We start from the raw sequence: 20,030 nt of genomic DNA on the forward strand, positions 1-20,030 counted from the left end.
CGGCTGGTCGCTCTGCGGCGGCCTGGGACCGGGCCCGGGTGTCTCGGGCAAACAAGCGCCGCGCCCGGTGGCGCGGCGATCAGTTAAGGCAGTCTAGCTGGCGGAACGCGCCAGCAAGGCCAGGCGTTCGCGGATCGAGGCTTCGATGCCGCTGGCGTCCAGGCCGCACTCGGCGAGCATCTGCGCCGGCTTGGCGTGCTCGACGTAGTAGTCCGGCAGGCCCAGGTGCAGCACGGGCAGCAGGAGGTTCTCGCGGGCGAGGAACTCGCTGACGGCGGCGCCGGCGCCACCCATCACGCTGTTTTCCTCGACCGTCACCAGCAATTGGTGGCTGCCGGCCAGTTCGCGCACCAGGGCCTCGTCCAGCGGCTTGACGAAGCGCATGTCGACCACGGTGGCGTCCAGCGTCTCGCCGACCTGCAGGGCCTCGGCCAGTTGCACGCCGAAGGCGAGGATGGCGACACCGGAGCCCTGGCGGCGAACCACGGCCTTGCCGATCTCCACCGGCACCAGCTCCTTGTCGATGCTGGCGTTGGGGCCGCTGCCGCGCGGGTAGCGCACCGCCGCCGGGCCCGGGAAGTGGTGCCCGGTGGTCAGCAGCAGGCGCAGCTCGTTCTCGTCGCTCGGGGTCATCACCAGCATGCCGGGGATGCAGCGCAGGTAGGAGAGGTCGAAGCTGCCCGCGTGGGTCGGGCCGTCCTCGCCCACCAGGCCGGCGCGGTCGATGGCGAACAGCACGTCGAGGTTCTGCACCGCGACATCGTGGATCAGCTGGTCATAGCCGCGCTGGAGGAAGGTGGAGTAGATCGCCACCACCGGCTTGGCGCCGTCGCAGGCCATGCCGGCCGCCAGGGTCACGGCGTGCTGCTCGGCGATGGCGACGTCGAAGTAGCGATCGGGGAAGCGCTCGGCGAAGGCCACCAGGTCCGAGCCTTCCTTCATCGCCGGGGTGATGCCCACCAGGCGCGGGTCCTGGGACGCCATGTCGCACAGCCACTGGCCGAAGACGTTGGAGTACTTGGGCCCGGAGGCCTTCTTCGGTGCGGCCGGCGCGTTGATCGGCTCCAGCTTGGTGATGGCGTGGTAGCCGATGGGGTCGGCCTCGGCCGGGGCGAAGCCCTTGCCCTTCTTGGTCACCACGTGGAGGAACTGCGGGCCCTTGAGGTCGCGCATGTTGCGCAGGGTGGCGACCAGGGTGGGCAGGTCGTGGCCGTCGATGGGGCCGATGTAGTTCCAGCCGAGTTCCTCGAACAGGGTGCCGGGAACCAGCATGCCCTTGGCGTATTCCTCGGTGCGGCGGGCGATCTCCCAGGCGCCGGGCAGGCGCGAGAGCACCTTCTTGCTGCCTTCGCGCATGCTCGCGTAGGTGCGGCTGGAGAGGATCTTGGCCAGGTAGTTGGACAGGCCGCCGACGTTGCGCGAGATCGACATGTCGTTGTCGTTGAGGATCACCAGCATGTCGGCCTGCACGTCGGAGGCGTGGTTCAGCGCCTCGAAGGCCATGCCGGCGGTCAGTGCGCCGTCGCCGATCACGGCGATGGACTTGCGCCCCGAGCCCTGCATGCGGGCGGCGATGGCCATGCCCAGCGCGGCGCTGATGGAGGTGCTGGAGTGGCCGACGCCGAAGGTGTCGTACTCGCTCTCGCTGCGACGCGGGAAGGCGGCGACGCCGTCCTTCTGGCGCAGGGTGCCCATCTGCTCGCGGCGACCGGTGAGGATCTTGTGGGGGTAGGCCTGGTGGCCCACGTCCCAGACCAGCCGGTCGTCGGGCGTATCGAAGACGTAGTGCAGGGCGATGGTCAGCTCGACCACGCCCAGACCGGCGCCGAAATGCCCGCCGGTCTGGCCGACGGTATAGAGCAGGTACTGGCGCAGTTCGTCGGCCAGGGTTTCCAGCTCGGCTTCGCCCAGCCGGCGCAGCTCGTCCGGCGTCACCGCGCGGTCGAGCAGGGGCGTGAGCGGGCGCTCGCGGGGAATCTCGTGGAACGTCGTGGGCATCAGGCTAGTCGTTATGGGTGCAAAAAGATGCGGCAGTTTACCTGATGCCGCTTTGCCTGCCCAAGACATGGTGTCGGATGCCGTTGCGGCCCGGCAGGGTCGCCCACCAGAAGGCCAGGGCCAGCAGGCTGAGCGCCCCGCCGGCCAGGCACACGCCCAGCCAGCCGGCCCGGGCATGGAGGTGGGTGGCGGCGAACGCGCCGAGGGCGCTGCCGGCGGCGTAGAACAGCATGTAGAGGCTGATCAGGCGGGCGTGGGCGGGGTTGCCGCCGCCCAGCACCAGGCTCTGGTTGAGCACGTGCAGTGCCTGGCCGGCGGCGTCCAGCAGGAGGATGCCGAGAACCAGCGCCCAGAGCGATTGCCCGGTGAAGGCCAGCGGCACCCAGGCCAGCGCCAGCAGCGCCAGGGCCAGGCCGCTGGCACGCTGCGCCTGGCCGCGATCGGCCCAGCGCCCGGCCCGCGCCGCCGCCAGCGCGCCCACCACCCCGACCAGGCCGAAGGCGCCGATGGCCCCGGGGCTCAGCGACAGGGGCGGAGCGCTCAGCGGCATCACCAGCGCGGCCCAGAACAGGTTGAACACCGTGAACAGCAACAGGGCCAGCACGCCGCGCACCTGCAGCACGCGGTCCTCGCGCAGCAGCACGAACATCGAGCGCAGCAGCGCCGGGTAGCCCAGGCCGGCTTCGCTGCGCAGTGCCGGCAGGCACCGCCAGAGCACCGGCAGCAGCGCCGCCATCAGCAGCGCCGAGAGCAGGTACACCGCGCGCCAGCCGCCCAGGTCCGCCATCGCCCCGGACAGGCTGCGCGCCAGCAACAGGCCGACCACCACGCCCCCCTGCACCAGCCCCAGTACGCGCCCGCGCTGCGCATCGCCGGCCAGGCTCGCGGCGAAGGCCAGGAGGCCCTGGGTCATGGCCGTGCCGAGCAGGCCGAGGCCGAGCATGCCCAGCAGGGTCAGCCACGGCTGGCGGGCGAGGGCGACCAGCAGCAGCGAGCCGACCAGCAGGAGCAACTGCGCGGCCATCAGCTGGCGCCGCTCCAGCAGGTCCCCCAGCGGCACCAGCACGAGAAGGGCCAGGGCGCTGCCCGCCTGGGTCACGCTGATCACCCCGCCGATGGCGGCACGGCTGATGCCCAGGTCGCTGGCCATCGCATCCAGCAGCGGGTGGGCGTAGTAGACATTGGCGACGCTGAGGCCGCAGGCGACGGCCAGCAGCCAGGCCTGGGCAGGTGACAGGGAGCCTCTGGAGGGCATGGTGCGATCCTTCTGGTTTCAAAATGAAACCATTTGAAGGCTACTTGTGGTGGTTTTAAACTGCAACCAGTTTTCGCGATGGAGAGAGGAGCGATGAACCACGACGCAACCGTCGAGCACTGCCCGGTGGCCCGGGCGCTGGAGCTGGTGGGCGACCGCTGGTCGCTGATGATCGTGCGCGACCTGTTCGACGGCCTGCAGCGCTTCGGCGAGTTGCAGAAGAGCCTCGGCGTGGCCAAGAACATCCTCAGCGACCGCCTGCGCCGGCTGGTGGCCGAGGGCATCCTGTGCATCGAGCCGGCCGCCGACGGCAGCGCCTACCAGGCCTACGCCCTGACGCCCAGGGGGCGCGACCTGTTCACCCTGATCGTCAGCCTGCGCCAATGGGGCGAGGCCCATTGCTTCGCCCCTGGCGAGGTGCACTCCGAGCTGCTCGATCCCGCTGGCCAGCCCCTGGCACGGCTGGAAGTCCGCGATGCCGATGGCCGCCCCATCAGCGCCACCGACACCCGGGTGCGCAAGGTCGACGTCGCGGCGGGTTGACCGAGCAGCAGGATGCCGTGGGCGCGAATTCATTCGCGATCGAGGCATGAAGCGACTCGTGGGGCGGGGCGGGCGGCGTCCCGCGAGCCGTGCGAAACCCATGCTGGGGGCGGCACCTATGTCATGCCTGTGCCCCGCATCGATGGGTTTCGCTGCGCTCTACGCCATCCTACGGGTCGGTGCATGGGCTCTGCCGGTCTGTATCCACCCTACGCACCGCGTCGGTGTACGCACCAACCGAGCGCGGACGTGGAGGCGGCTTTCGTAGGATGGGTAGAGCGGAGCGAAACCCATGCTGGGGGGCGGCATCTATGTCATGCCTGTGCCCCGCATCGATGGGTTTCGCTTCGCTCTACGCCATCCTACGGGTCGGTGCATGGGCTCTGCCGATCTGTATCCACCCTACGCACCGCGTCGGTATACGCACCAACCGAGCGCGCACGTGGAGGCGGCTTTCGTAGGATGGGTAGAGCGGAGCGAAACCCATGCTGGGGTGCGGCACCTATGTCATGCCTGTGCCCCGCATCGATGGGTTTCGCTGCGCTCTACGCCATCCTACGGGTCGGTGCATGGGCTCTGCCGATCTGTATCCACCCTACGCACCGTGTCGGTGTACGCACCAACCGAGCGCGGACGTGGAGGCGGCTTTCGTAGGATGGGTAGAGCGGAGCGAAACCCATGCTGGGGAGCGGCACCCTGCCCGGGTGTTTCAGAGCCCCCGGTAGCGCGGCACCTTTTCCCACTGCATCCACAGCTCGCCCTGCCAATCCAGCAGCACCAGGCGGCGGGACTGCCAATCGAGCATCACCCGCCGTGGCTGTTGGCGGGCGCTGATGTACTGGTCGCGCAGGGTGGGGATCACGTCGCGGGCGAGCCATTCCTCCAGGTGCCGGAGCTCGGGGTGGCCGAAGCGGAGCATGGCCTGGTACAGGCCCCCTTCGCTGACGAGCTGGACCTCCTCCTCGCTGCCGGTGGCGTAGGCGAAGCGGGCCTTTCGAACCTGATAGGGACGCAGGCGGCGGTGCAGCGCCTGGGGATGGTGCAGCCCCAGCAGGCGGGCGAAGTCGTAGGCACAGAACCAGGGTTGGTCGTCGATCATCACGCCGCGCAGCGGGCGGCCGTGTCGGTGGAAGAAGGTGGGGGTGAGTGCGTCGTGCATGGAGTTTCTCCGTTTGCTTGTAAGGTCCGCCGTTTTCCGCCGGCACCGTAGGCATAGCGCGCGCATGATTCAGGTCGTCAAACCCGGCCGCGGGATTGACCGCGACCGGGCGAACTTAGGGAGCGCGTGCGGGACGAACAAGGGGTTGCGGCGGGTTTGGGAAATTTCCGCGCGGCACGTGGGGCGCCCGTAGGATGGGTAGAGCTCCGCGAAACCCATGCTGCCGGTCCGGCGCCTATGTCATGCCTGTGCCCCGCATCGATGGGTTTCGCTTCGCTCTACGCCATCCTACGGCTGCATTTGGGGCGCATGCGTGTGAGGTTTTTCGCGGATGAATCCGCTCCCACAAAAGACGGTGCGTACCTGTGGGAGCGAATTCATTCGCGATGGGGTGGCGCGGCCTACCAGGTGTCCACGAACGGGCGCTTGCGGCCTTCCCGTGGCGCGGGTTTCGGGGCGGCGTTGAGGCCGCGCAGGAGCCAGGCGCGGGTTTCCTCCGGGTCGATGACGGCGTCGATCTCGAGGAAGCTGGCCATGTTGATGGCTTTGCCGTTCTGGTAGGCCTTGGCGACCATCTTGTCGAACAGCTTCTGCCGCGCCCCGAGGTCTTCCACGGCGGCCAGCTCCTTGGCGAAGCCCAGGCGTACCGCGCCCTCCAGGCCCATGGCACCGAACTCGCCGCTGGGCCAGGCGATGGTGAACATCGGCGAGTGGAAGCTGCCCGCCGCCATGGCCTGGGCGCCGAGGCCGTAGCCCTTGCGCAGCACCACGGTGAAGAAGGGCACCGAGAGGCTGGCGGCGGCGACGAACATGCGCGAGACGTGGCGCACCGTGGCCTGCTTCTCCGACTCCGGGCCGACCATGAAGCCGGGGGTGTCGCAGAGCGAGAGCATGGGGATGTCGAAGGCGTCGCACAGCTGCATGAAGCGCGCGGCCTTGTCGCCGGCCTGGGCGTCGATGGCGCCGCCCAGGTGCATGGGGTTGTTGGCCAGCAGGCCGAAGGGCTTGCCTTCGATGCGGATGAAGGCGGTGATCATCCCCGGGGCGAACGCGCGGCGCAGCTCCAGCACCGAGCCTTCGTCGGCCAGCAGGCCGATCACCGTGCGGATGTCGTAGACGCGCAGGCGGTTCTCGGGAATCGCATGGCGCAGCTCGCGCTGGTCGGCGCATTGCCAAGCGCCGAGCGTGCCCTGGAAGTAGGCCAGGTAGCGCTTGGCGACGGCCACCGCGTCGGCTTCGTCCTCCACCAGCACGTCGATCACGCCGTTGGGGCCCTGCACCGAGGTGGGGCCGACCTCCTCGGCCTTGAAGCTGCCCAGGCCGCCGCCCTCGATCATCGCCGGGCCGGCCATGCCGATGCTGGCGTTGCGGGTGGCGATGATCACGTCGCAGCAGCCCAGCAGCGCGGCGTTGCCGGCGAAGCAGCGGCCGGAGACGACGCCCACCAGCGGCACCAGGCCGGAGAGCCGGGCCATGGCGACGAAGGTGTGGCAGTCCAGCCCGGCCACGCCGACGAAGTCGGTGTCCCCCGGGCGGCCGCCACCACCCTCGGCGAACAGCACCAGCGGCAGGCGCCACTGTTCGGCGAGGCCGAGCATGCGGTCGGTCTTCTTGTGGTTCATCACGCCCTGGGTGCCGGCGAACACGGTGTAGTCGTAGGCGATGGCCATGCAGCGCGCGGCCTCGCTGCCGAAGTGTTCGGCATTGACGGTGCCGAGCCCCGCCACCAGGCCATCGGCCGGGCTCTGCTGGATCAGTTCGTCCAGGGTGCGGCGACGGCGCTGGGCGGCCAGGGCCAGGGCGCCGTATTCGATGAAGCTGCCGGCGTCGAGCAGGTCGTCGAGGTTCTCGCGGGTGGTGCGCTGGCCGGTCTTGCGGCGGCGCGCCACGGCGTCGGGGCGCCGTTCGTCGCGGGTGATGGCGTGGCGCTCCAGCACCTCGGCGAGGTCGGCGCGGATGTGCGCGAGGTCGAGGCTTTCCTCGCTGGCCACGGCGTCGCCGCTCACTTCGGCCGGCTCCAGGTAGAGCAGCGCGGCGCCTTCGAACAGGGCATCGCCAGGGGCCACGGGCAGCGCGCGGACGATGCCGCTGTGGCTGGCCTTGACCACGAATTCCATTTTCATCGCCTCCAGCACCGCCACCGCCTGGCCGACGGCGATGGCGTCGCCCTCGGCCACATCCAGGCTCACCAGCACGCCCTGGCTGGGGGCGTTCAGGGCGATGCAGCCGGCCGGTACGTCGGCCACGGCGGCGTGCGCGGCCTGGCCGCCGGCGCCGCTGACGAACAGGTGCGGGTGGGCGGTCTGTTGCGGGGCCAGCAGCGCGGCGATGTGCTGCTCGATGAAGCGGGTGCTGACGCGGTTGTCCGCCAGCTCCGGGCGGCGCAGCAGGTTCTGCAGGAAGTGGATGTTGCTCGCCACGCCCTCCAGGCGGAATTCGCAGAGGGCGCGGTAGGCGCGGCGCAGGGCGGCGGGGAAGTCCTCGCCCTGGACGATGACCTTGGCCAGCAGCGAGTCGTAGCTGGGGCTGGTGGCGTAGCCGGCGTAGCCGTAGCCGTCGACGCGGATGCCGGCGCCACTGGGCGGCTCGTAGGCGCTGATGACGCCGCCGGCCGGGCGCGCGCTGCCGTCGGCCTGCATGGTTTCCAGGTTGATCCGCAGCTGCACGGCAAAACCCCGTGGCGCGGCCGGTTGCGCCAGGCCCAGCTCGGCGAGGGTGGCGCCGGCGGCGATGCGCAGCTGCACCTGCACCAGGTCGACGCCGGTGACGGCTTCGGTGATGCAGTGCTCCACCTGGATGCGCGGGTTGGCCTCCATGAACACGAAGTCGCCGCGCGCGTCGTCGACGAGGAACTCGAAGGTGCCGATGCCGCGATAGCGGGCCTCGGCCGCCAGGGTCAGGGCGGCGTCGAGGATGCGCTGGCGCAGCGCCGGGTCGAGGCCGGGCGCGGGGGCGATCTCGATGACCTTCTGGTTGCGCCGCTGCAGGCTGCAGTCGCGTTCCCACAGGTGGCTGACCGCCTCGCCGTCACCGACCACCTGCACCTCGATGTGCCGGGCCTGCTCGATCAGCCGCTCGACGTAGAGCGCGTCGTTGCCGAAGGCAGTGCGTGCTTCCGACTGGCAGCGCGCGTAGGCCTCTTCCAGTTCGGCGGCATCGCGCACCGGGCGCATGCCCCGGCCGCCGCCACCGGCCAGGGCCTTGAGCATGAGGGGGCCGCTTTCGAGGAAGGCGCGGGCCTCCTCCAGGCTGGTGGCGCGGTTGCTGCCGGTGGCCAGGGGCACGCCGCAGCGCTCGGCCAGCTCACGGGCGCGGGCCTTGTCGCCGAAGGTGTCGAGGGCCTCCGGCGCGGGGCCGATGAAGCGCACGCCGGCCCCTTCGCAGAGGCGGGCGAAGGCGGCGTTCTCGCTGAGGAAGCCGTAGCCCGGGTGCACGGCGTCGCAGCCGCTGGCCAGGGCGGCGTCGAGCAGCTGCCGCATGTCCAGGTAGGCGGCCGCGCCCCGGCCCTTCAGCGCCACGGCCCGGTCGGCCTTGCGCAGGTGCAGGGAGGCGGTGTCATCCTCGGCGTACACCGCGACGCTGGGGATATCCAGCTCGGCGGCGGCTCGGGCGATGCGGATGGCGATCTCGCCACGGTTGGCGATCAGCAGGCGGGTGATGGGTCGGTTCACAGCAGCTCTTCCAGTGGGTTCTTCTTGGTCTTGTCGTTGTGCCGCAGGATGGCCTTCATCCTAGACAGTCCCGCTCGGCGCAGGACCGATGTTCGCCCTGACGAATACCCCTTTCTCAGGGTGGCTGATGGAGCTTGCGCGGGAAGTGAGGATTTTTGTCCTGATCGGACCTTGCCGAGCGCCACGCCCTGCAGTATCTGTGGCGCCTTCATCCGCCCCCAAGGACGACCATGAACGAATTGCTGCACAGCCTGGATTGGGTGCTGCCCCTGCGCAGCGACGCGCTGACGCCGCTGATGCGCTTCTTCACCCTGCTCGGGTACGAGAAATTCATCCTCTTCTTCCTGCCCCTGGGCTACTGGGCCTGGCACCGCGCGGTGTTCTTCCGCCTGCTGGTGCTGGTGGCGATCACCGCGCTGCTCAATGCCTGGCTCAAGGACTACTGGCAGGACCCGCGACCGGACATCGCCCTGCGCATGGACCACGAGGTGGGCGAGAGCTTCGGCCTGCCCAGCGGGCACGCGCAGATTTCGGTGGTGATCTGGTTCTGGCTGGCGCTGGAAGTACGCCGCCTGTGGTTCTGGGCGCTGGCCTGCACCCTGGTGGCGGGCATCCTCTTCAGCCGCCTGTACCTGGGTGCCCACGACATCGAGGACCTGATCGGCGGCTCGCTGCTGGGGGCCGCGACCCTCGGCTGCTTCGCCCTGGCGCAGCGCTGGCAGGGCTGGCGCGAGGTGCCGGCGCTGGTGCTGCTGATGCTGATCATCGGTGCCACTGCGCTGGCGTATTTCACCTGGCGGGGCGAGCCGCCGAGCTACGTGCCGCTGTTGGCGGGGCTGATGATCGCCGTGCTGTACGGCTATCGCCACCTGGACTTCTCGGTGGAGGTCGCGGTGTGGCGGCGGGTGCTGGCGGCGACGCTCGGCGCGCTGGCGTTCATCGGCCTGCAATGGGCGCTCAAGCACATCGGCTTCGCCTTCTCCCTCGATGGCCAGGCCTGGCAGGCGTTCCGCGGCTTGGTGATGGGCGGCTTCGTCGCCGCGCTGATGCCCTGGCTGCTGGTGCGCCTTGGCCTGCTCAAGGCGCGCCGCGAACCGGCGCCCCTGGCGCTGGCCCAGGCGGCCTGAATGAAACGCCGCCGATGAGCGACTCATCGGCGGCGCATGTCTCGCTGCTTTCCCGGGGCCGGTGGGGCCCCTTCTTCAGGCCGGCTGGCTGGCCAGGGCCGGCGGGTGTGCGCTGCTCTCGCCGTGGCGGGGCACCACTGCCAGGACTGCGGCCTCGCGCCCGTTGAGGCGGTGCCAGAGGCCACGCGGCACCACCAGGATGGCGCCGGCCCTGATGGTCTCCTGCAGCACGCCGATGGCGGCCAGCAGGGTGATGTCCAGTTCGCCCTCGAGCACCTGCAGCAGCTTGTCGCCGTCCGGGTGGCGTTCCCAGGGCGACTCGCCGGTGAGGCGCCCCAGGTGGATGGCGCTGGCGCCGGGCTGGAAGGGCATCAGCTGGGTGAGCGGCTGGGTCTGCGGCTCCAGCGTCATGATCCGCCCGCTGCGGATGCTGTCGAGAGCCGTGTGGATGTCGATCGCCTTCATGGTGTGCCTCCAGGCTGGTTGACCAAGGTCGGGCAGGGCCTGGACGACGTTAACAGCGGAGGCGGGTAGGGCGTTGCTGAAGCTTGGGTAGGACGCCCGGCGGGCAGGCCCCGGCGTGGCCGGGGCCAGTCGGGCCGCTGCCTAGAACAACGCCAGGCTGTAGGTGAGGAAGACCCGGTTCTGGTCGACGTCGGTGCTCGCCTGGCTGCGCAGGCTGGCGTTGCGCCAGGTGATGCCCAGGCCCTTGGCCGGCCCGGCCTGCACCACGTAGGCCAGGGTGAAGTCCCGTTCCCACTCCTGCAGGTGCCCGCGTTCGGAGCGGATGCCGCTGCCCTTGAGGTAGGCGACGTTGCTGGTCAGCCCCGGCAGCCCCCAGGTGCCGAAATCCAGACCGTACTGGGCCAGCCAGGTGCGTTCGCCGGCGCGGGCGAAGCTGTTCAGCTGGCGGTCGGTGATCAGGTAGACATCGCTGCCGTTGCCCTGGTTGGGCTGGATGAAGTGGCTGTCGCCGCTCAGGCGCTGGTAGCCGGCGCCGAGGGTGTGGGTGCCGAGGCTCCAGCTGAACAGGGCGCTCCAGGCGCGGTTGTCCACCTTGCCGCGATGGGCGCCGCTCTCGCCGTTGCCGGGGCCGTAGTAGCCGGCGGCGGTGTAGCCCTCGGCGCGGCCGCTGTGGCTGGCGTTGCGGCCGGTGGCGCGGGTGTCGAAGTGGCGCAGGTCGGTCTTCAGCGTGCCCAGGGGCAGCGCCTGCTCGTGGTTGAGGCCGAGGAAGTGCTGGCGATAGAAGTCCTCCAGCTGGCCCAGGTAGTACTGCACCTGCAGTTGCTCGCTGACCTGGTAGTCCAGGCCGAGGAAGTCGAAGGCGTCGCTGTGGCGGGCCGGCGCCGCGCTGACGGCGTTGCCGGGCTTGCGCGGGCTGTTGGCGCCGTTGATGGAAAGGTCGTCGCGGTGGCTCTGGGCGCGCCCCTTGGCCTGGCGCAGGCGGCCGGCCAGCAGGGTGAGGTCGTCGAACTCGCGCACCGTCAGCTGGGCGCCTTCGAAGGTCTGCGGCAGCAGGCGCCCGTCGTTGGCCTTGATCACCGGCAGGCGCGGGATCAGGGTGCCGACCCGTGCCTCGCTGGCGCCGACCCGCAGCTTGGCGGTGAGCCCGAGGCTGCTGAATTCGTCGCGGGCGCGGCCGTCGTGCTCCAGGGGGAACAGGGCGCTGGGGGTGCGGGCCTGGTCGGCCTTGCCGGCGCGGCCGCCACCGTCCAGGCGGATGCCGAGCAGGCCGATGGCGTCGAGGCCGACGCCCACCGTGCCCTCGGTGTAGCCGGACTGGTAGTCCAGGCGCAGGCCCTGGCCCCATTCCTCGGTCTGGCCGGCGTGGCCGTCGCGGTTGTCCTGGTTGAAGTAGAAGTTGCGCAGCGACAGGGTGGCGTGGCTGTCGTCGATGAAGCCGTCCGCCTCGGCCAGGCCCACGGCGAGGGCCAGTGACAGGGCGAGGGGGATGCGGGGATGGATGGCGATCATGGCGTGTCCTCCTTGTGATCGTGGGCGGTTCAGGCCTGGTGCAGGCGCTCCAGGGCCTGGCGGTGCAGCTGGGGATCGCCGGCGGCCAGCACGCTGCTGCCGGAGCCAAGGCCGAGCGGGCGGCCCTGCCAGTCGCTGATCACCCCGCCGGCGCCTTCGATGACCGGCACCAGGGCGCAGTAGTCCACCGGCGCCATGCCGCCGCCGTCGGCCACCAGGTCGATGCGCCCCCGGGCGAGGTTGGCGTAGGCGCTGCAGGCGGCGCCGTAGAGACGCCAGCGGGTGGCGTCGCGCAGCCGGGCGAAGGCCGCCAGGTGGGTGTCCGGCAGGCTTTCCGGGGTGCTGCTGGCCAGCAGCGCGCGGGCCAGCTCGGCGCAGGGGCGGGTGCGCACCGGCTGGCCGTTGAGCCGGGTGGGCTGGCCTTCCACGCCGACCCAGCGCAGGCCGGCGATGGGCAGGTCGACCACCCCCAGCACCGGGCGCCCGTCGCGGCACAGGGCGATCAGCGTGCCGTACACCGGCACCCCGGCGATGAAGGCCTTGGTGCCGTCGATGGGGTCGAGCACCCAGCTGTATTCGGCGTCGCGCTGGTGGTCGGGGTACTCCTCGCCCACCACGCCGAAGCTGGGCGTGTGGCGGGCGATGGCCTCGCGCAGTTCGCGTTCGATGGCGCGGTCGATGGCGGTGACGGGGCTGGCGTCGTCCTTGTCCTCGAAGGGCTGGCCGTCCTCCTGGGCGGTCTGCCAGTGGGCCTGCAGGCGGGCGCGGGCGAGGTCGGCGAGGTGTTCGGCGGTGGCGCGGTGGTGGCTGGCGGTCATGTCCGGCTCCGTGTCAGAGGGCTTTGTCGAGGCCTTTCCAGGCGCTGAGGAAGGCGTCGCGGCCGTCGATGGCGGCCTGCTCGTCGGTGGGGAAGACGGCGATGTCCTTCAGCTCCGGCAGCTCGACATGGGCGCTGACCTCGATGTCGCTGCGGCTCGGCCGGCGGTAGGCCTGCTCCAGCAGGGCGATCTGGGTGTCGCGGCTCAGCAGCAGGTCGTAGAGGCGCTTGCCGGCCTCGGGGTTGGGGCCGTTCTTCACCAGCACCAGGGCCTCTTCGGTGACGAAGGTGCCGTCGGCCGGGTAGACCAGGCGGATCTCCCGCTGGCCACCGGCGACATAGGCGTAGGCGTTGCCCTCGAAGGTCAGGCCGACGGCGTATTCGCCCTGGGCCACCTGGTTGAGCACGGCGCTGGAGTTGCGCGAGACCACCAGGTTGGCGGCCAGGCGGCGGAAGTCGTCCTCGCCCAGCAGCTGGCGCAGGCCCCAGAGCGCGGTGTAGGCGGTGGAGGTGGCGGTGGGGTCGCCGACGATGATCCGCCCCTTCCAGGCCGGGTCCAGCAGGTCGCGCCACTGGGTGGGCTCCTTGAACCCGCCGAGCTGCTTGCGGTTCACCATCATCACCACCACCTGGATGTTGGCGGTGCTCCACAGCTGCTGCGGGTGCTGGTGCGCCTCGGGGATCGCCCCGGCCTGGTGCGAGCGGTAGGGCGCGTAGAGCGCGGTGAAGGCGCCCAGGGTGTTGGGCTGGGAACTCCAGAACACGTCGGCCCGAGCCGCCTGGCCCTCGGCCTCGATGCGCTTGAGCAGGGCGGCGCTGGAGCCGTTGACCACGCCGATCTTCAGGCCCGGGTCGAGGCGCTGGCCGCTGTCCAGCAGGGCCTGCACCGCCGAGTCGTTGTTGGTGGTGTAGAGCACCGCCTGCTCGCGGGCGAGGGCGGGTTGCAGCAGGTTCAGGGCGAGGGCGGCCAGCAGGGCGGGCAGCCGGTGCTTCCAGGTGGCGTTCATGGCGACTCCTTGGTGCGGTTCAGAAGACCTTGATGCGGAACACCCGGGTGGCGATGACCACCGGGACCAGGGTGAGCAGGACCAGCACCAGCCCGTAGGCCGCCGCCTGGCCCTGGAGGCCGGTTTCCACCAGGCGGAAGACCTGGATGGTGATGGTCTCGCGGCCGGCCGAGTACACCACCAGCGAGGCGCTCAGCTCGGCGACGATGGTGGTCCAGGTGAGCACCGCCGCGGCGGCGACGGCGGGCGCCATCAGCGGCAGCACCACCTTGAAGAAGGAGCGCAGCGGCGGCACGCCGAGGCTGATGGAGGCCTCCTCGATGGAGTCGGGGATGTTGTAGAGGGTGGCCGAGGCGCTGCGCACGCCGAAGGGGAAACGGCGGATGACGAAGGCGACGACTATGATCGCCGCCGTGCCGCTGAGGGCCAGCGGGCCGCTGTTGAAGGTCATCACCAGGCCGATGCCGAGCACCGTGCCGGACATGGCCAGGGGCAGCATGGCGAGGTAGTCGATGGCCGGGGTGAGCAGGTTCTTCTTCTTGATCACCAGGTAGCTGATGACCACGCTCAGCAGGATGCCCACCAGGGTCGCCAGGGCGCCGTAGGCCAGGGTGTTGAGGATGGGTTCCGGGCTGCGCAGCAGGACCCGTTCCAGGTTCTCCAGGGAGAACTGGCCCCAGTGCATCACCGGCCCCCGTGCGCGGGTGAAGGCGCTGGCCAGCACCGTCAGCAGCGGCAGTGAGGAGAGCAGGATGAACAGCGCCGTGGCCGCACCCAGCAGCGCGCCGCGTACCCCACGCAGGCGCTGGGCCGGGGCGCTGCGGCCCTGGACGATCTCGTAGCGCTTGCGCCCCACCAGCCAGCGCTGGAGGAACAGCACCCCGGCGACGATGGCGATGGACAGGGTGGCCAGGGCGCTCTGCAGGCCGGCGTTGGTGCCCATCTCGGAGACGAAGCTCAGGTAGGTGAGCACCGAGAGCAACTGCACCTTGCCGCCCAGCAGGGTGGCGATGGCGAAGTTGCCCACCACCAGGGTGTACACCAGCAGCCCGGAGGCCAGTACGGCGGGCAGTACCACCGGCAGCATCACCTGCAGGCGCGCCTTGGCCGGCGGCACGCCGAGGCTCTGGGCGGCCTCTTCCAGTTGGGCGTCGAAGCCGCGGATGGCAGCCAGGGTGCCGAGGTAGATGTAGGTGTAGTAGACCAGGCTCATCACCAGCACCAGGCCGGGCCAGCCGTAGAAGCTGGGCAGGGCGAGGCCGAGGTGGTCCTCCAGGGCGCGGGTGAGCAGGCCGTTGTTGCCGAGGATCATCAGCCAGGTCTGGCTGACGATCACCTCCGGGACCACCAGGGTGCACACCGGCAGCACCGCCACCAGCGCCTTGCCGGGGAAGTCGAAGCGCGCGGTGACGTAGGCCAGGGAGACCCCGAGCACGCTGGCGCAGCCGGTCACCAGGGCGCCCAGCAGCAGGGTGTTGCCGAGGGCGCGCAGGTAGCGCGGCTCGTCCAGCAACTGGGCCCAGCCGTCGCCGGCACCGGCCACGCTGCCGTGCAGCAGGTTGGCCAGGGGCCAGAGCAGGAACACCAGCAGCAGCCCCAGGGCGAACAGGGCGAGGAGCAGCCAGGGGGAGGGCAGGCGCCGGTTCATTGGGCCACCACCCGGAGCTGTGCGGGGTCGAACTCCAGGCTCACCGGCTGGCCTTCGTGGAAGCCGTCGCCGTCGGTGCCGAAGCGGTCGACGTTGAGCTGCTGGGCGTCGGCCAGCTCGATGCGGTAGCTGGTGCGGTTGCCCAGGTACTGCTTGCGCCGCACCTGGCCGGCCAGGCAGTTGCCGACGGTCTGCCCGGCGGGGCGCAGGCGGATGCTTTCCGGCCGTGCCACCAGGTGCACCTCGGGCTCGGGCAGCGCCGTCTCGGTACGGGCCTGCAGCGGTTGGCCGGCCACCAGCACGCGGATGCCGTCGACGCCGGCCTGTTCCAGCACCCGCGCGGCCAGCAGGTTGGCCGAGCCGATGAAGTCGGCGGCGTAGGTGCTGGCGGGGGACTGGTAGATGGCCTGGGGGCTGCCCAGTTGCTCGATGCGGCCCTTGCGCATCAGGGCGATGCAATCGGAGAGGGCCAGGGCCTCTTCCTGGTCGTGGGTGACGAAGACGGTGGTGATGCCGATCTCCCGCTGCAGGTCGGCGATGGCGGCGCGGATCTGCAGGCGCAGCTGGGCGTCGAGGTTGGACAGCGGCTCGTCCATCAGCAGCACCTCGGGCTCGATGGCCAGGGCGCGGGCCAGGGCCACCCGCTGCCGCTGGCCGCCGGAGAGGGCGGCGGGGTGGCGCTCGGCGAAGCCGCTCATGCCGACCCGCTCCAGGTATTCGCCCACCGTGCGGCGCAGGGTCGTCGCGTCGGTCCGGCGGGCGCGCAGGCCGTAGGCGACGTTGTCGAACACGGTCTTGTCGGGGAACAGGGCGTAGTCCTGGAAGACCATGCCGATGCCGCGGCGGTGGGCGGGGACCTGGGTCATGTCGACGTCGCCGAAGGCCAGGCGCCCGCCGCTGGGGCGGATGAAGCCGGCGATCACCCGCAGCAGGGTGGTCTTGCCGCAGCCGCTGGGGCCGAGCAGGGTGAAGAAGCTGCCGTCGGGGATGTGCAGGTCGAGGCCGTCGATGACCCTGATCCCGCTGCCGTAGCTGACCTCCAGCTGGCTGATGCTGATGGATGACATCGCATTTCTCCGTTCGCGTGCTTGTTCTTGTTGGCGCGGGGGCGGTGCCTGGGTGGCCGCCCCGGGGCGTCGTTGCACCCCGTGGATGGGCCTACTGTGGACGGGGCGCGGGCGGGTGGCTTGATCGATTCGCCCGGTTGCGGTGCGCGGTTCGGCACAGCCGGTCGCCCGGCCTCAGGCGCGGCAGCGCTCGCGGTACTGGCTCGGGGAGAGCCCGGTGAGGGCCTTGAACTGGCGGCTGAAGGCGCTGTGGTCGGCATAGCCGCAGCGGTAGGCGATCTCGGTGATGGGCCGCTCGCCCGCCAGCAGCTGGGTGGCGGCCCCCAGGCGCGCCTTGTGGATCATCTGCCGGGGGCTGAGCTGGAAGATGCGCTTGCACAGCCGGCCGAGCTGGGCGGCGGAGAGCCCGGCGATGGCGGTGAGGTCATCGAGGCTGATGGGCTCGGCGAAGTGCTCGCGAATGTGGGCGTCCACCGCCGCCAGGCGCTGGAAGGCCGGGTGGCTGGACTGCGGCGCCTGCAGGTCGTAGGAGATGCCGGCCATGCCGATGACCCGCTGCGCCGGGTCGCGCAGGGCCAGTTTGTGGGTCAGGCACCAGCCGGGTTCGCGGCCGGGGTAGAGGTGCAGTTCCAGCTGGTCGCTGAGCTGGTCGCCGGCCTCCAGCACCTGGCGGTCCTGCTCGGTGTAGAGGTGGCCGAAGCGGCGCGGGAACACGTCTTCGGCGGTGCGCCCCAGCAGTGGCGCCTTGTCCTTGAAGCCGCAGCGCTGGGCGAGGGTCTGGTTGACCAGCACGTAGCGGGCGTCCAGGTCCTTGACGAAGAACACCACGTCCGGCATCGCGTCCAGCAGCGGCGCAACCTGTTCCAGGCAGCGCAGCAGGGCAGGCAGGTCCGGGGTGACGGGGAGGTGATCGAGCTGCATCGTTCACGCCGAAGAGTGGGTGGCCATGGGCTTCGGACGATGAACCTAGCCTGGGCCATTCTGCGGGCACCAGATGAGGAGCGCCCCCGGGAGGGCGCGTTTTTGCGTATTCGTTGGACGGAAGGTGACGGATTGGCGTGCCGGTATTTCCCGCCTGGCGTGGAGCGCGGGTCAGTTGCGCCGTTCGACGATGTAGCGGGCCAGGTCGCGCAGGGGCTCGGCGGCCTCGCCGAAGGGGCGCAGGGCGTGCAGGGCGATGTCGCGCAGTTCCAGGGCGTAGGCCTTGGCGTCGTCGATGCCGAGCAGGGCCGGGTAGGTGGGCTTGTCGCTGGCCTGGTCCTTGCCCTGGGTCTTGCCGAGGGTGGCGGTGTCGCTCTCGACGTCGAGGATGTCGTCCTGCACCTGGAAGGCCAGGCCGATGGCCCTGGCGTAGGTCTGCAGGGACTTGAGCGAGGCGTCGTCGGCATTGCCGCTGGCCAGGGCGCCGAGGCGCACGCTGGCTTCGATCAGGGCGCCGGTCTTGTGCCGGTGCATCACTTCCAGGGCCTGCTGGTCGAGTTTCAGGCCCACCGAGCCGAGGTCGATGGCCTGGCCGCCGACCATGCCGGCGGGGCCGGCGGCGCGGGCCAGGGTGCCGACCATGGCCAGGCGCGTATCGGCGCACTGCGGGTTGTGGCGTCGGTCGGCCAGCACTTCGAAGGCCAGGGTCTGCAGGCCGTCGCCGGCGAGGATGGCGCAGGCTTCGTCGAAGGCCTTGTGGGTGGTGGGCTTGCCCCGGCGCAGGTCGTCGTCGTCCATGGCCGGCAGGTCGTCGTGGACCAGGGAGTAGGCGTGGATCAGCTCCACCGCGCAGGCGGCGCCGTCGGCCCGGTCGAGCTCGCCGGCCAGCGCCTCGCAGGCCGCGTAGACCAGCAGCGGACGCACGCGCTTGCCACCGTTGGTGACGCTGTAGCGCATGGCTTCATACAGGCGTTGCAGTTCGGGGCGGGGCGCGTCGAACAGGGTTTCCAGGGCAGCGTCGACGCGCGCCTGGCAGCGGGACTGGTAGGCCGCGATCATGTCTGCTCGTCCGCGTCGAAGGGGGCCTCTTCCAGCTCGCCGTCGCGCTCCAGGAGGATCTGCACCTTCTGCTCGGCCTGGCTCAGCGCACCCTGGCATTCGCGGGTCAGGCGGATGCCCTGCTCGAAGGCGCCGAGCGAGTCTTCCAGCGACAGCTCGCCGCTTTCCAGGCGCTCGACCAACGCTTGCAGGTCGGCGAGGGACTGTTCGAAATCGGGGGTGGCTTTCTTGCGGGCCATGGCGGGCATCTCAGGGCAGTTCGGAACGGGCGGACACTAGCAGAGCCGCGCCCTTGCGGGCAAATGGACGGCGCCCCGACGGCCGCTCCCGGAGTTGCCGATTCATGGGCGAAGGGACGCTCCGGATCGATGGGTTTCGCTTCGCTCCACGCCATCCTGCGGTCCATCCCGGATGCACGTGTGGGAGCGGCACGGATGGCTCGCCCTACTGCGTGACGAAGTAATAAGCCGTCATCCCCGCGCCCACGGCGATCACCAGCCAGCGCAACCAGCGGCTCGGCAGGCGCCTGGCCAGCGCGCCGCCCGCGTAGCCACCGCAACTGGCGGCGCCGAGCAGCACCGCCAGCTCGGCCCAGCTGACCCGGCCCGCGGCGACGAAGGTGACCACGGCGACGCTGTAGATGGTGCTGGAGAGCAGGTTCTTCAGCGCATTGGCGCGCAGCAGCGGGTGCCCCTCGATGGAGAAGGCCGCCAACTGCAGGATGCCCATGCCCGCGCCGAAGTAGCCGCCATAGACCGCCACCAGGGCATGGGCGATGCCGCCGGCCAGGCCGTGGCGGGGCAGGGCGCCGGCCTCGCGCTGGCGATTGACCCGGCGGCTCAGCCAGGGGCTGGCGGCGAACAGCAGGGTGGCGGCCAGCAGCAGCCAGGGGATCAGCCGGCGGAACACCTCGTCGCCACCGGCCAGCAGGAGCAGCCCGCCACCCAGGCCGCCGATCAGCGAGATCGCCACCAGCGGCAGCAGCCAGCGCCCCAGGGGGCGCAACTGGTCTCGCGCCGCCCAGCTCGCGGCGAGGCTGGCGGGCCACAGGGCCACGGCATTGGTGGCGTTGGCGGTCACCGGCGGCAGGCCGGCAGCCAGCAGGGCGGGGAAGGAAAAGAAGGTGCCGCCGCCCGCGAGGGCGTTCATGCCGCCGGCAGCGAAGCCGGCGAGCAGCAGCAAGAGGATATCGGCGAGGGTCATGGCAACGGCGCAAAAGGGCGGAGCTTACGCAGCGGGCGCCGTCGAGGCAAAGGCGGGGGCCGTCATGCGCCGGCCGGCCCCGGGCCGCTCGCCCTTGGGGCGAGGCGTATCGCGCGTGGGCTCAGCTGTTGAAGCAGGCGTCGGATTGCTTGGTGTAGCTCACGGCATGGGTCGTGCCCTGGGAGTCGACGTAGGTCATCGTCGCCTCCACCAGTTCGCAGGTGAGCGGGTGGGGCTCGTCGATGGACACGACCTTGGCTACGTCCAGGCGCATGCCATAGACGAAGGGTTCGACCTGGGGCGACTCGCTGGCGTGGGCGCCGCTGGCGAGGGTCACGAACAGCAGCGCCGTGGCGCCGCAGGCAAGGGCTTTCATGGTGTTTTCCTCTTCGGGTGGTTCATGGTCACCATGAGAAACCATGGCGCGCCGGGGAAAAAGCGAGGCGCCGAAGAAGGGCTTTTTCGGATGGCGTAACAATCCGCTCCGATCCTTCGCCGCAGGCCGGGAATTGAGACCGGTGAAATTGTTTCGGCCGGGGGCGTTGCCGTATGCTCGGCCGATTCTCTCCAGGGCTCATCTG

17 protein-coding genes are annotated in these 20,030 nt (G+C 70.5%); 2 read left to right on the forward strand and 15 right to left on the reverse strand.

The features are described from left to right. Positions 1-93: 93 nt before the first annotated feature. Together dxs and DMX10_RS08505 are read right to left on the reverse strand one after the other, a co-directional pair. A complete protein-coding gene (gene dxs, locus DMX10_RS08500) occupies positions 94-1,998 on the reverse strand; it encodes a 1-deoxy-D-xylulose-5-phosphate synthase (RefSeq protein ID WP_111260695.1) in 1,905 nt (634 codons plus the stop codon). Positions 1,999-2,035: 37 nt separating this feature from the next. Continuing rightward, on the reverse strand, positions 2,036-3,253 hold the full coding sequence (locus DMX10_RS08505; RefSeq protein ID WP_111260696.1) for an MFS transporter: 1,218 nt from the start codon (positions 3,251-3,253) through the stop codon (positions 2,036-2,038). 93 nt (positions 3,254-3,346) lie between these two features. On the opposite strand from DMX10_RS08505, the gene DMX10_RS08510 reads away from it, so the two are divergent. After that, on the forward strand, positions 3,347-3,796 hold the full coding sequence (locus tag DMX10_RS08510; RefSeq protein ID WP_111260697.1) for a helix-turn-helix domain-containing protein: 450 nt from the start codon (positions 3,347-3,349) through the stop codon (positions 3,794-3,796). A 709-nt stretch (positions 3,797-4,505) separates the two neighbouring features. On the opposite strand, the gene DMX10_RS08515 is transcribed toward DMX10_RS08510, so the two are convergent. Continuing rightward, on the reverse strand, positions 4,506-4,955 hold the full coding sequence (locus tag DMX10_RS08515; protein WP_111260698.1) for a BRO family protein: 450 nt from the start codon (positions 4,953-4,955) through the stop codon (positions 4,506-4,508). Between the two features lie 401 nt (positions 4,956-5,356). After that, positions 5,357-8,626 carry a carboxyl transferase domain-containing protein gene (locus DMX10_RS08520; protein ID WP_111260699.1) on the reverse strand — a complete coding sequence of 1,090 codons (3,270 nt, stop codon included), beginning with the start codon at positions 8,624-8,626 and terminating at the stop codon, positions 5,357-5,359. Between the two features lie 230 nt (positions 8,627-8,856). Here DMX10_RS08520 and DMX10_RS08525 point away from each other — a divergent pair, with 230 nt between their 5' ends. After that, positions 8,857-9,753: a phosphatase PAP2 family protein gene (locus tag DMX10_RS08525; RefSeq protein WP_111260700.1), complete on the forward strand. Its 897-nt coding sequence runs from the start codon at positions 8,857-8,859 to the stop codon at positions 9,751-9,753. A 75-nt stretch (positions 9,754-9,828) separates the two neighbouring features. Here DMX10_RS08525 and DMX10_RS08530 read toward each other — a convergent pair whose 3' ends face one another. The 11 genes from DMX10_RS08530 to DMX10_RS08580 all read right to left on the reverse strand — a co-directional run bounded on the left by DMX10_RS08530 (position 9,829) and on the right by DMX10_RS08580 (position 19,825). Beyond that, positions 9,829-10,218 (reverse strand): cupin domain-containing protein, encoded by a 390-nt coding sequence (locus tag DMX10_RS08530; protein ID WP_111260701.1) that lies wholly within the window; start codon positions 10,216-10,218, stop codon positions 9,829-9,831. Between the two features lie 141 nt (positions 10,219-10,359). Continuing rightward, positions 10,360-11,727 carry an OprD family porin gene (locus DMX10_RS08535; RefSeq protein ID WP_111260702.1) on the reverse strand — a complete coding sequence of 456 codons (1,368 nt, stop codon included), beginning with the start codon at positions 11,725-11,727 and terminating at the stop codon, positions 10,360-10,362. Between the two features lie 29 nt (positions 11,728-11,756). Then, positions 11,757-12,545 (reverse strand): inositol monophosphatase family protein, encoded by a 789-nt coding sequence (locus tag DMX10_RS08540; protein WP_111260703.1) that lies wholly within the window; start codon positions 12,543-12,545, stop codon positions 11,757-11,759. Between the two features lie 13 nt (positions 12,546-12,558). After that, positions 12,559-13,551 (reverse strand): extracellular solute-binding protein, encoded by a 993-nt coding sequence (locus DMX10_RS08545; RefSeq protein WP_111260704.1) that lies wholly within the window; start codon positions 13,549-13,551, stop codon positions 12,559-12,561. A 19-nt stretch (positions 13,552-13,570) separates the two neighbouring features. After that, entirely contained in the window at positions 13,571-15,199 is a 1,629-nt protein-coding gene (locus tag DMX10_RS08550; RefSeq protein ID WP_111260705.1) for an iron ABC transporter permease, read from the reverse strand. Further along, positions 15,196-16,266, reverse strand: coding sequence for an ABC transporter ATP-binding protein (locus DMX10_RS08555; protein ID WP_111260706.1), 1,071 nt, complete (start codon positions 16,264-16,266; stop codon positions 15,196-15,198). Before DMX10_RS08555 ends, DMX10_RS08550 begins: the two co-directional genes overlap by 4 nt. 174 nt (positions 16,267-16,440) lie before the next feature. After that, positions 16,441-17,187: an AraC family transcriptional regulator gene (locus DMX10_RS08560; protein WP_178082932.1), complete on the reverse strand. Its 747-nt coding sequence runs from the start codon at positions 17,185-17,187 to the stop codon at positions 16,441-16,443. Between the two features lie 171 nt (positions 17,188-17,358). After that, positions 17,359-18,246, reverse strand: coding sequence for a (2E,6E)-farnesyl diphosphate synthase (gene ispA / locus DMX10_RS08565; RefSeq protein WP_111260707.1), 888 nt, complete (start codon positions 18,244-18,246; stop codon positions 17,359-17,361). Continuing rightward, entirely contained in the window at positions 18,243-18,485 is a 243-nt protein-coding gene (locus DMX10_RS08570; protein WP_111260708.1) for an exodeoxyribonuclease VII small subunit, read from the reverse strand. Before DMX10_RS08570 ends, ispA begins: the two co-directional genes overlap by 4 nt. A 205-nt stretch (positions 18,486-18,690) precedes the next feature. After that, entirely contained in the window at positions 18,691-19,449 is a 759-nt protein-coding gene (locus tag DMX10_RS08575) for a sulfite exporter TauE/SafE family protein (protein WP_111260709.1), read from the reverse strand. 121 nt (positions 19,450-19,570) lie between these two features. After that, positions 19,571-19,825 (reverse strand): DUF2790 domain-containing protein, encoded by a 255-nt coding sequence (locus tag DMX10_RS08580; RefSeq protein WP_111260710.1) that lies wholly within the window; start codon positions 19,823-19,825, stop codon positions 19,571-19,573. Between the last annotated feature and the right edge of the window lie 205 nt (positions 19,826-20,030).

Source organism: Pseudomonas sp. 57B-090624 (assembly GCF_003234055.1).
GTDB lineage: Bacteria > Pseudomonadota > Gammaproteobacteria > Pseudomonadales > Pseudomonadaceae > Metapseudomonas > Metapseudomonas tohonis.

What these genes read in the sequence shown, in the direction of transcription:
- DMX10_RS08555 (WP_111260706.1), bottom strand. Translation starts at nt 16,266, where the DNA reads ATGTCATCCATCAGCATCAGCCAGCTGGAGGTCAGCTACGGCAGCGGG.
- DMX10_RS08580 (WP_111260710.1), bottom strand. Translation starts at nt 19,825, where the DNA reads ATGAAAGCCCTTGCCTGCGGCGCCACGGCGCTGCTGTTCGTGACCCTC.
- DMX10_RS08530 (WP_111260701.1), bottom strand. Translation starts at nt 10,218, where the DNA reads ATGAAGGCGATCGACATCCACACGGCTCTCGACAGCATCCGCAGCGGG.
- DMX10_RS08560 (WP_178082932.1), bottom strand. Translation starts at nt 17,187, where the DNA reads ATGCAGCTCGATCACCTCCCCGTCACCCCGGACCTGCCTGCCCTGCTG.
- dxs (WP_111260695.1), bottom strand. Translation starts at nt 1,998, where the DNA reads ATGCCCACGACGTTCCACGAGATTCCCCGCGAGCGCCCGCTCACGCCC.
- ispA (WP_111260707.1), bottom strand. Translation starts at nt 18,246, where the DNA reads ATGATCGCGGCCTACCAGTCCCGCTGCCAGGCGCGCGTCGACGCTGCC.
- DMX10_RS08540 (WP_111260703.1), bottom strand. Translation starts at nt 12,545, where the DNA reads ATGACCGCCAGCCACCACCGCGCCACCGCCGAACACCTCGCCGACCTC.
- DMX10_RS08535 (WP_111260702.1), bottom strand. Translation starts at nt 11,727, where the DNA reads ATGATCGCCATCCATCCCCGCATCCCCCTCGCCCTGTCACTGGCCCTC.
- DMX10_RS08515 (WP_111260698.1), bottom strand. Translation starts at nt 4,955, where the DNA reads ATGCACGACGCACTCACCCCCACCTTCTTCCACCGACACGGCCGCCCG.
- DMX10_RS08575 (WP_111260709.1), bottom strand. Translation starts at nt 19,449, where the DNA reads ATGACCCTCGCCGATATCCTCTTGCTGCTGCTCGCCGGCTTCGCTGCC.
- DMX10_RS08525 (WP_111260700.1), top strand. Translation starts at nt 8,857, where the DNA reads ATGAACGAATTGCTGCACAGCCTGGATTGGGTGCTGCCCCTGCGCAGC.
- DMX10_RS08510 (WP_111260697.1), top strand. Translation starts at nt 3,347, where the DNA reads ATGAACCACGACGCAACCGTCGAGCACTGCCCGGTGGCCCGGGCGCTG.
- DMX10_RS08550 (WP_111260705.1), bottom strand. Translation starts at nt 15,199, where the DNA reads ATGAACCGGCGCCTGCCCTCCCCCTGGCTGCTCCTCGCCCTGTTCGCC.
- DMX10_RS08545 (WP_111260704.1), bottom strand. Translation starts at nt 13,551, where the DNA reads ATGAACGCCACCTGGAAGCACCGGCTGCCCGCCCTGCTGGCCGCCCTC.
- DMX10_RS08505 (WP_111260696.1), bottom strand. Translation starts at nt 3,253, where the DNA reads ATGCCCTCCAGAGGCTCCCTGTCACCTGCCCAGGCCTGGCTGCTGGCC.
- DMX10_RS08570 (WP_111260708.1), bottom strand. Translation starts at nt 18,485, where the DNA reads ATGGCCCGCAAGAAAGCCACCCCCGATTTCGAACAGTCCCTCGCCGAC.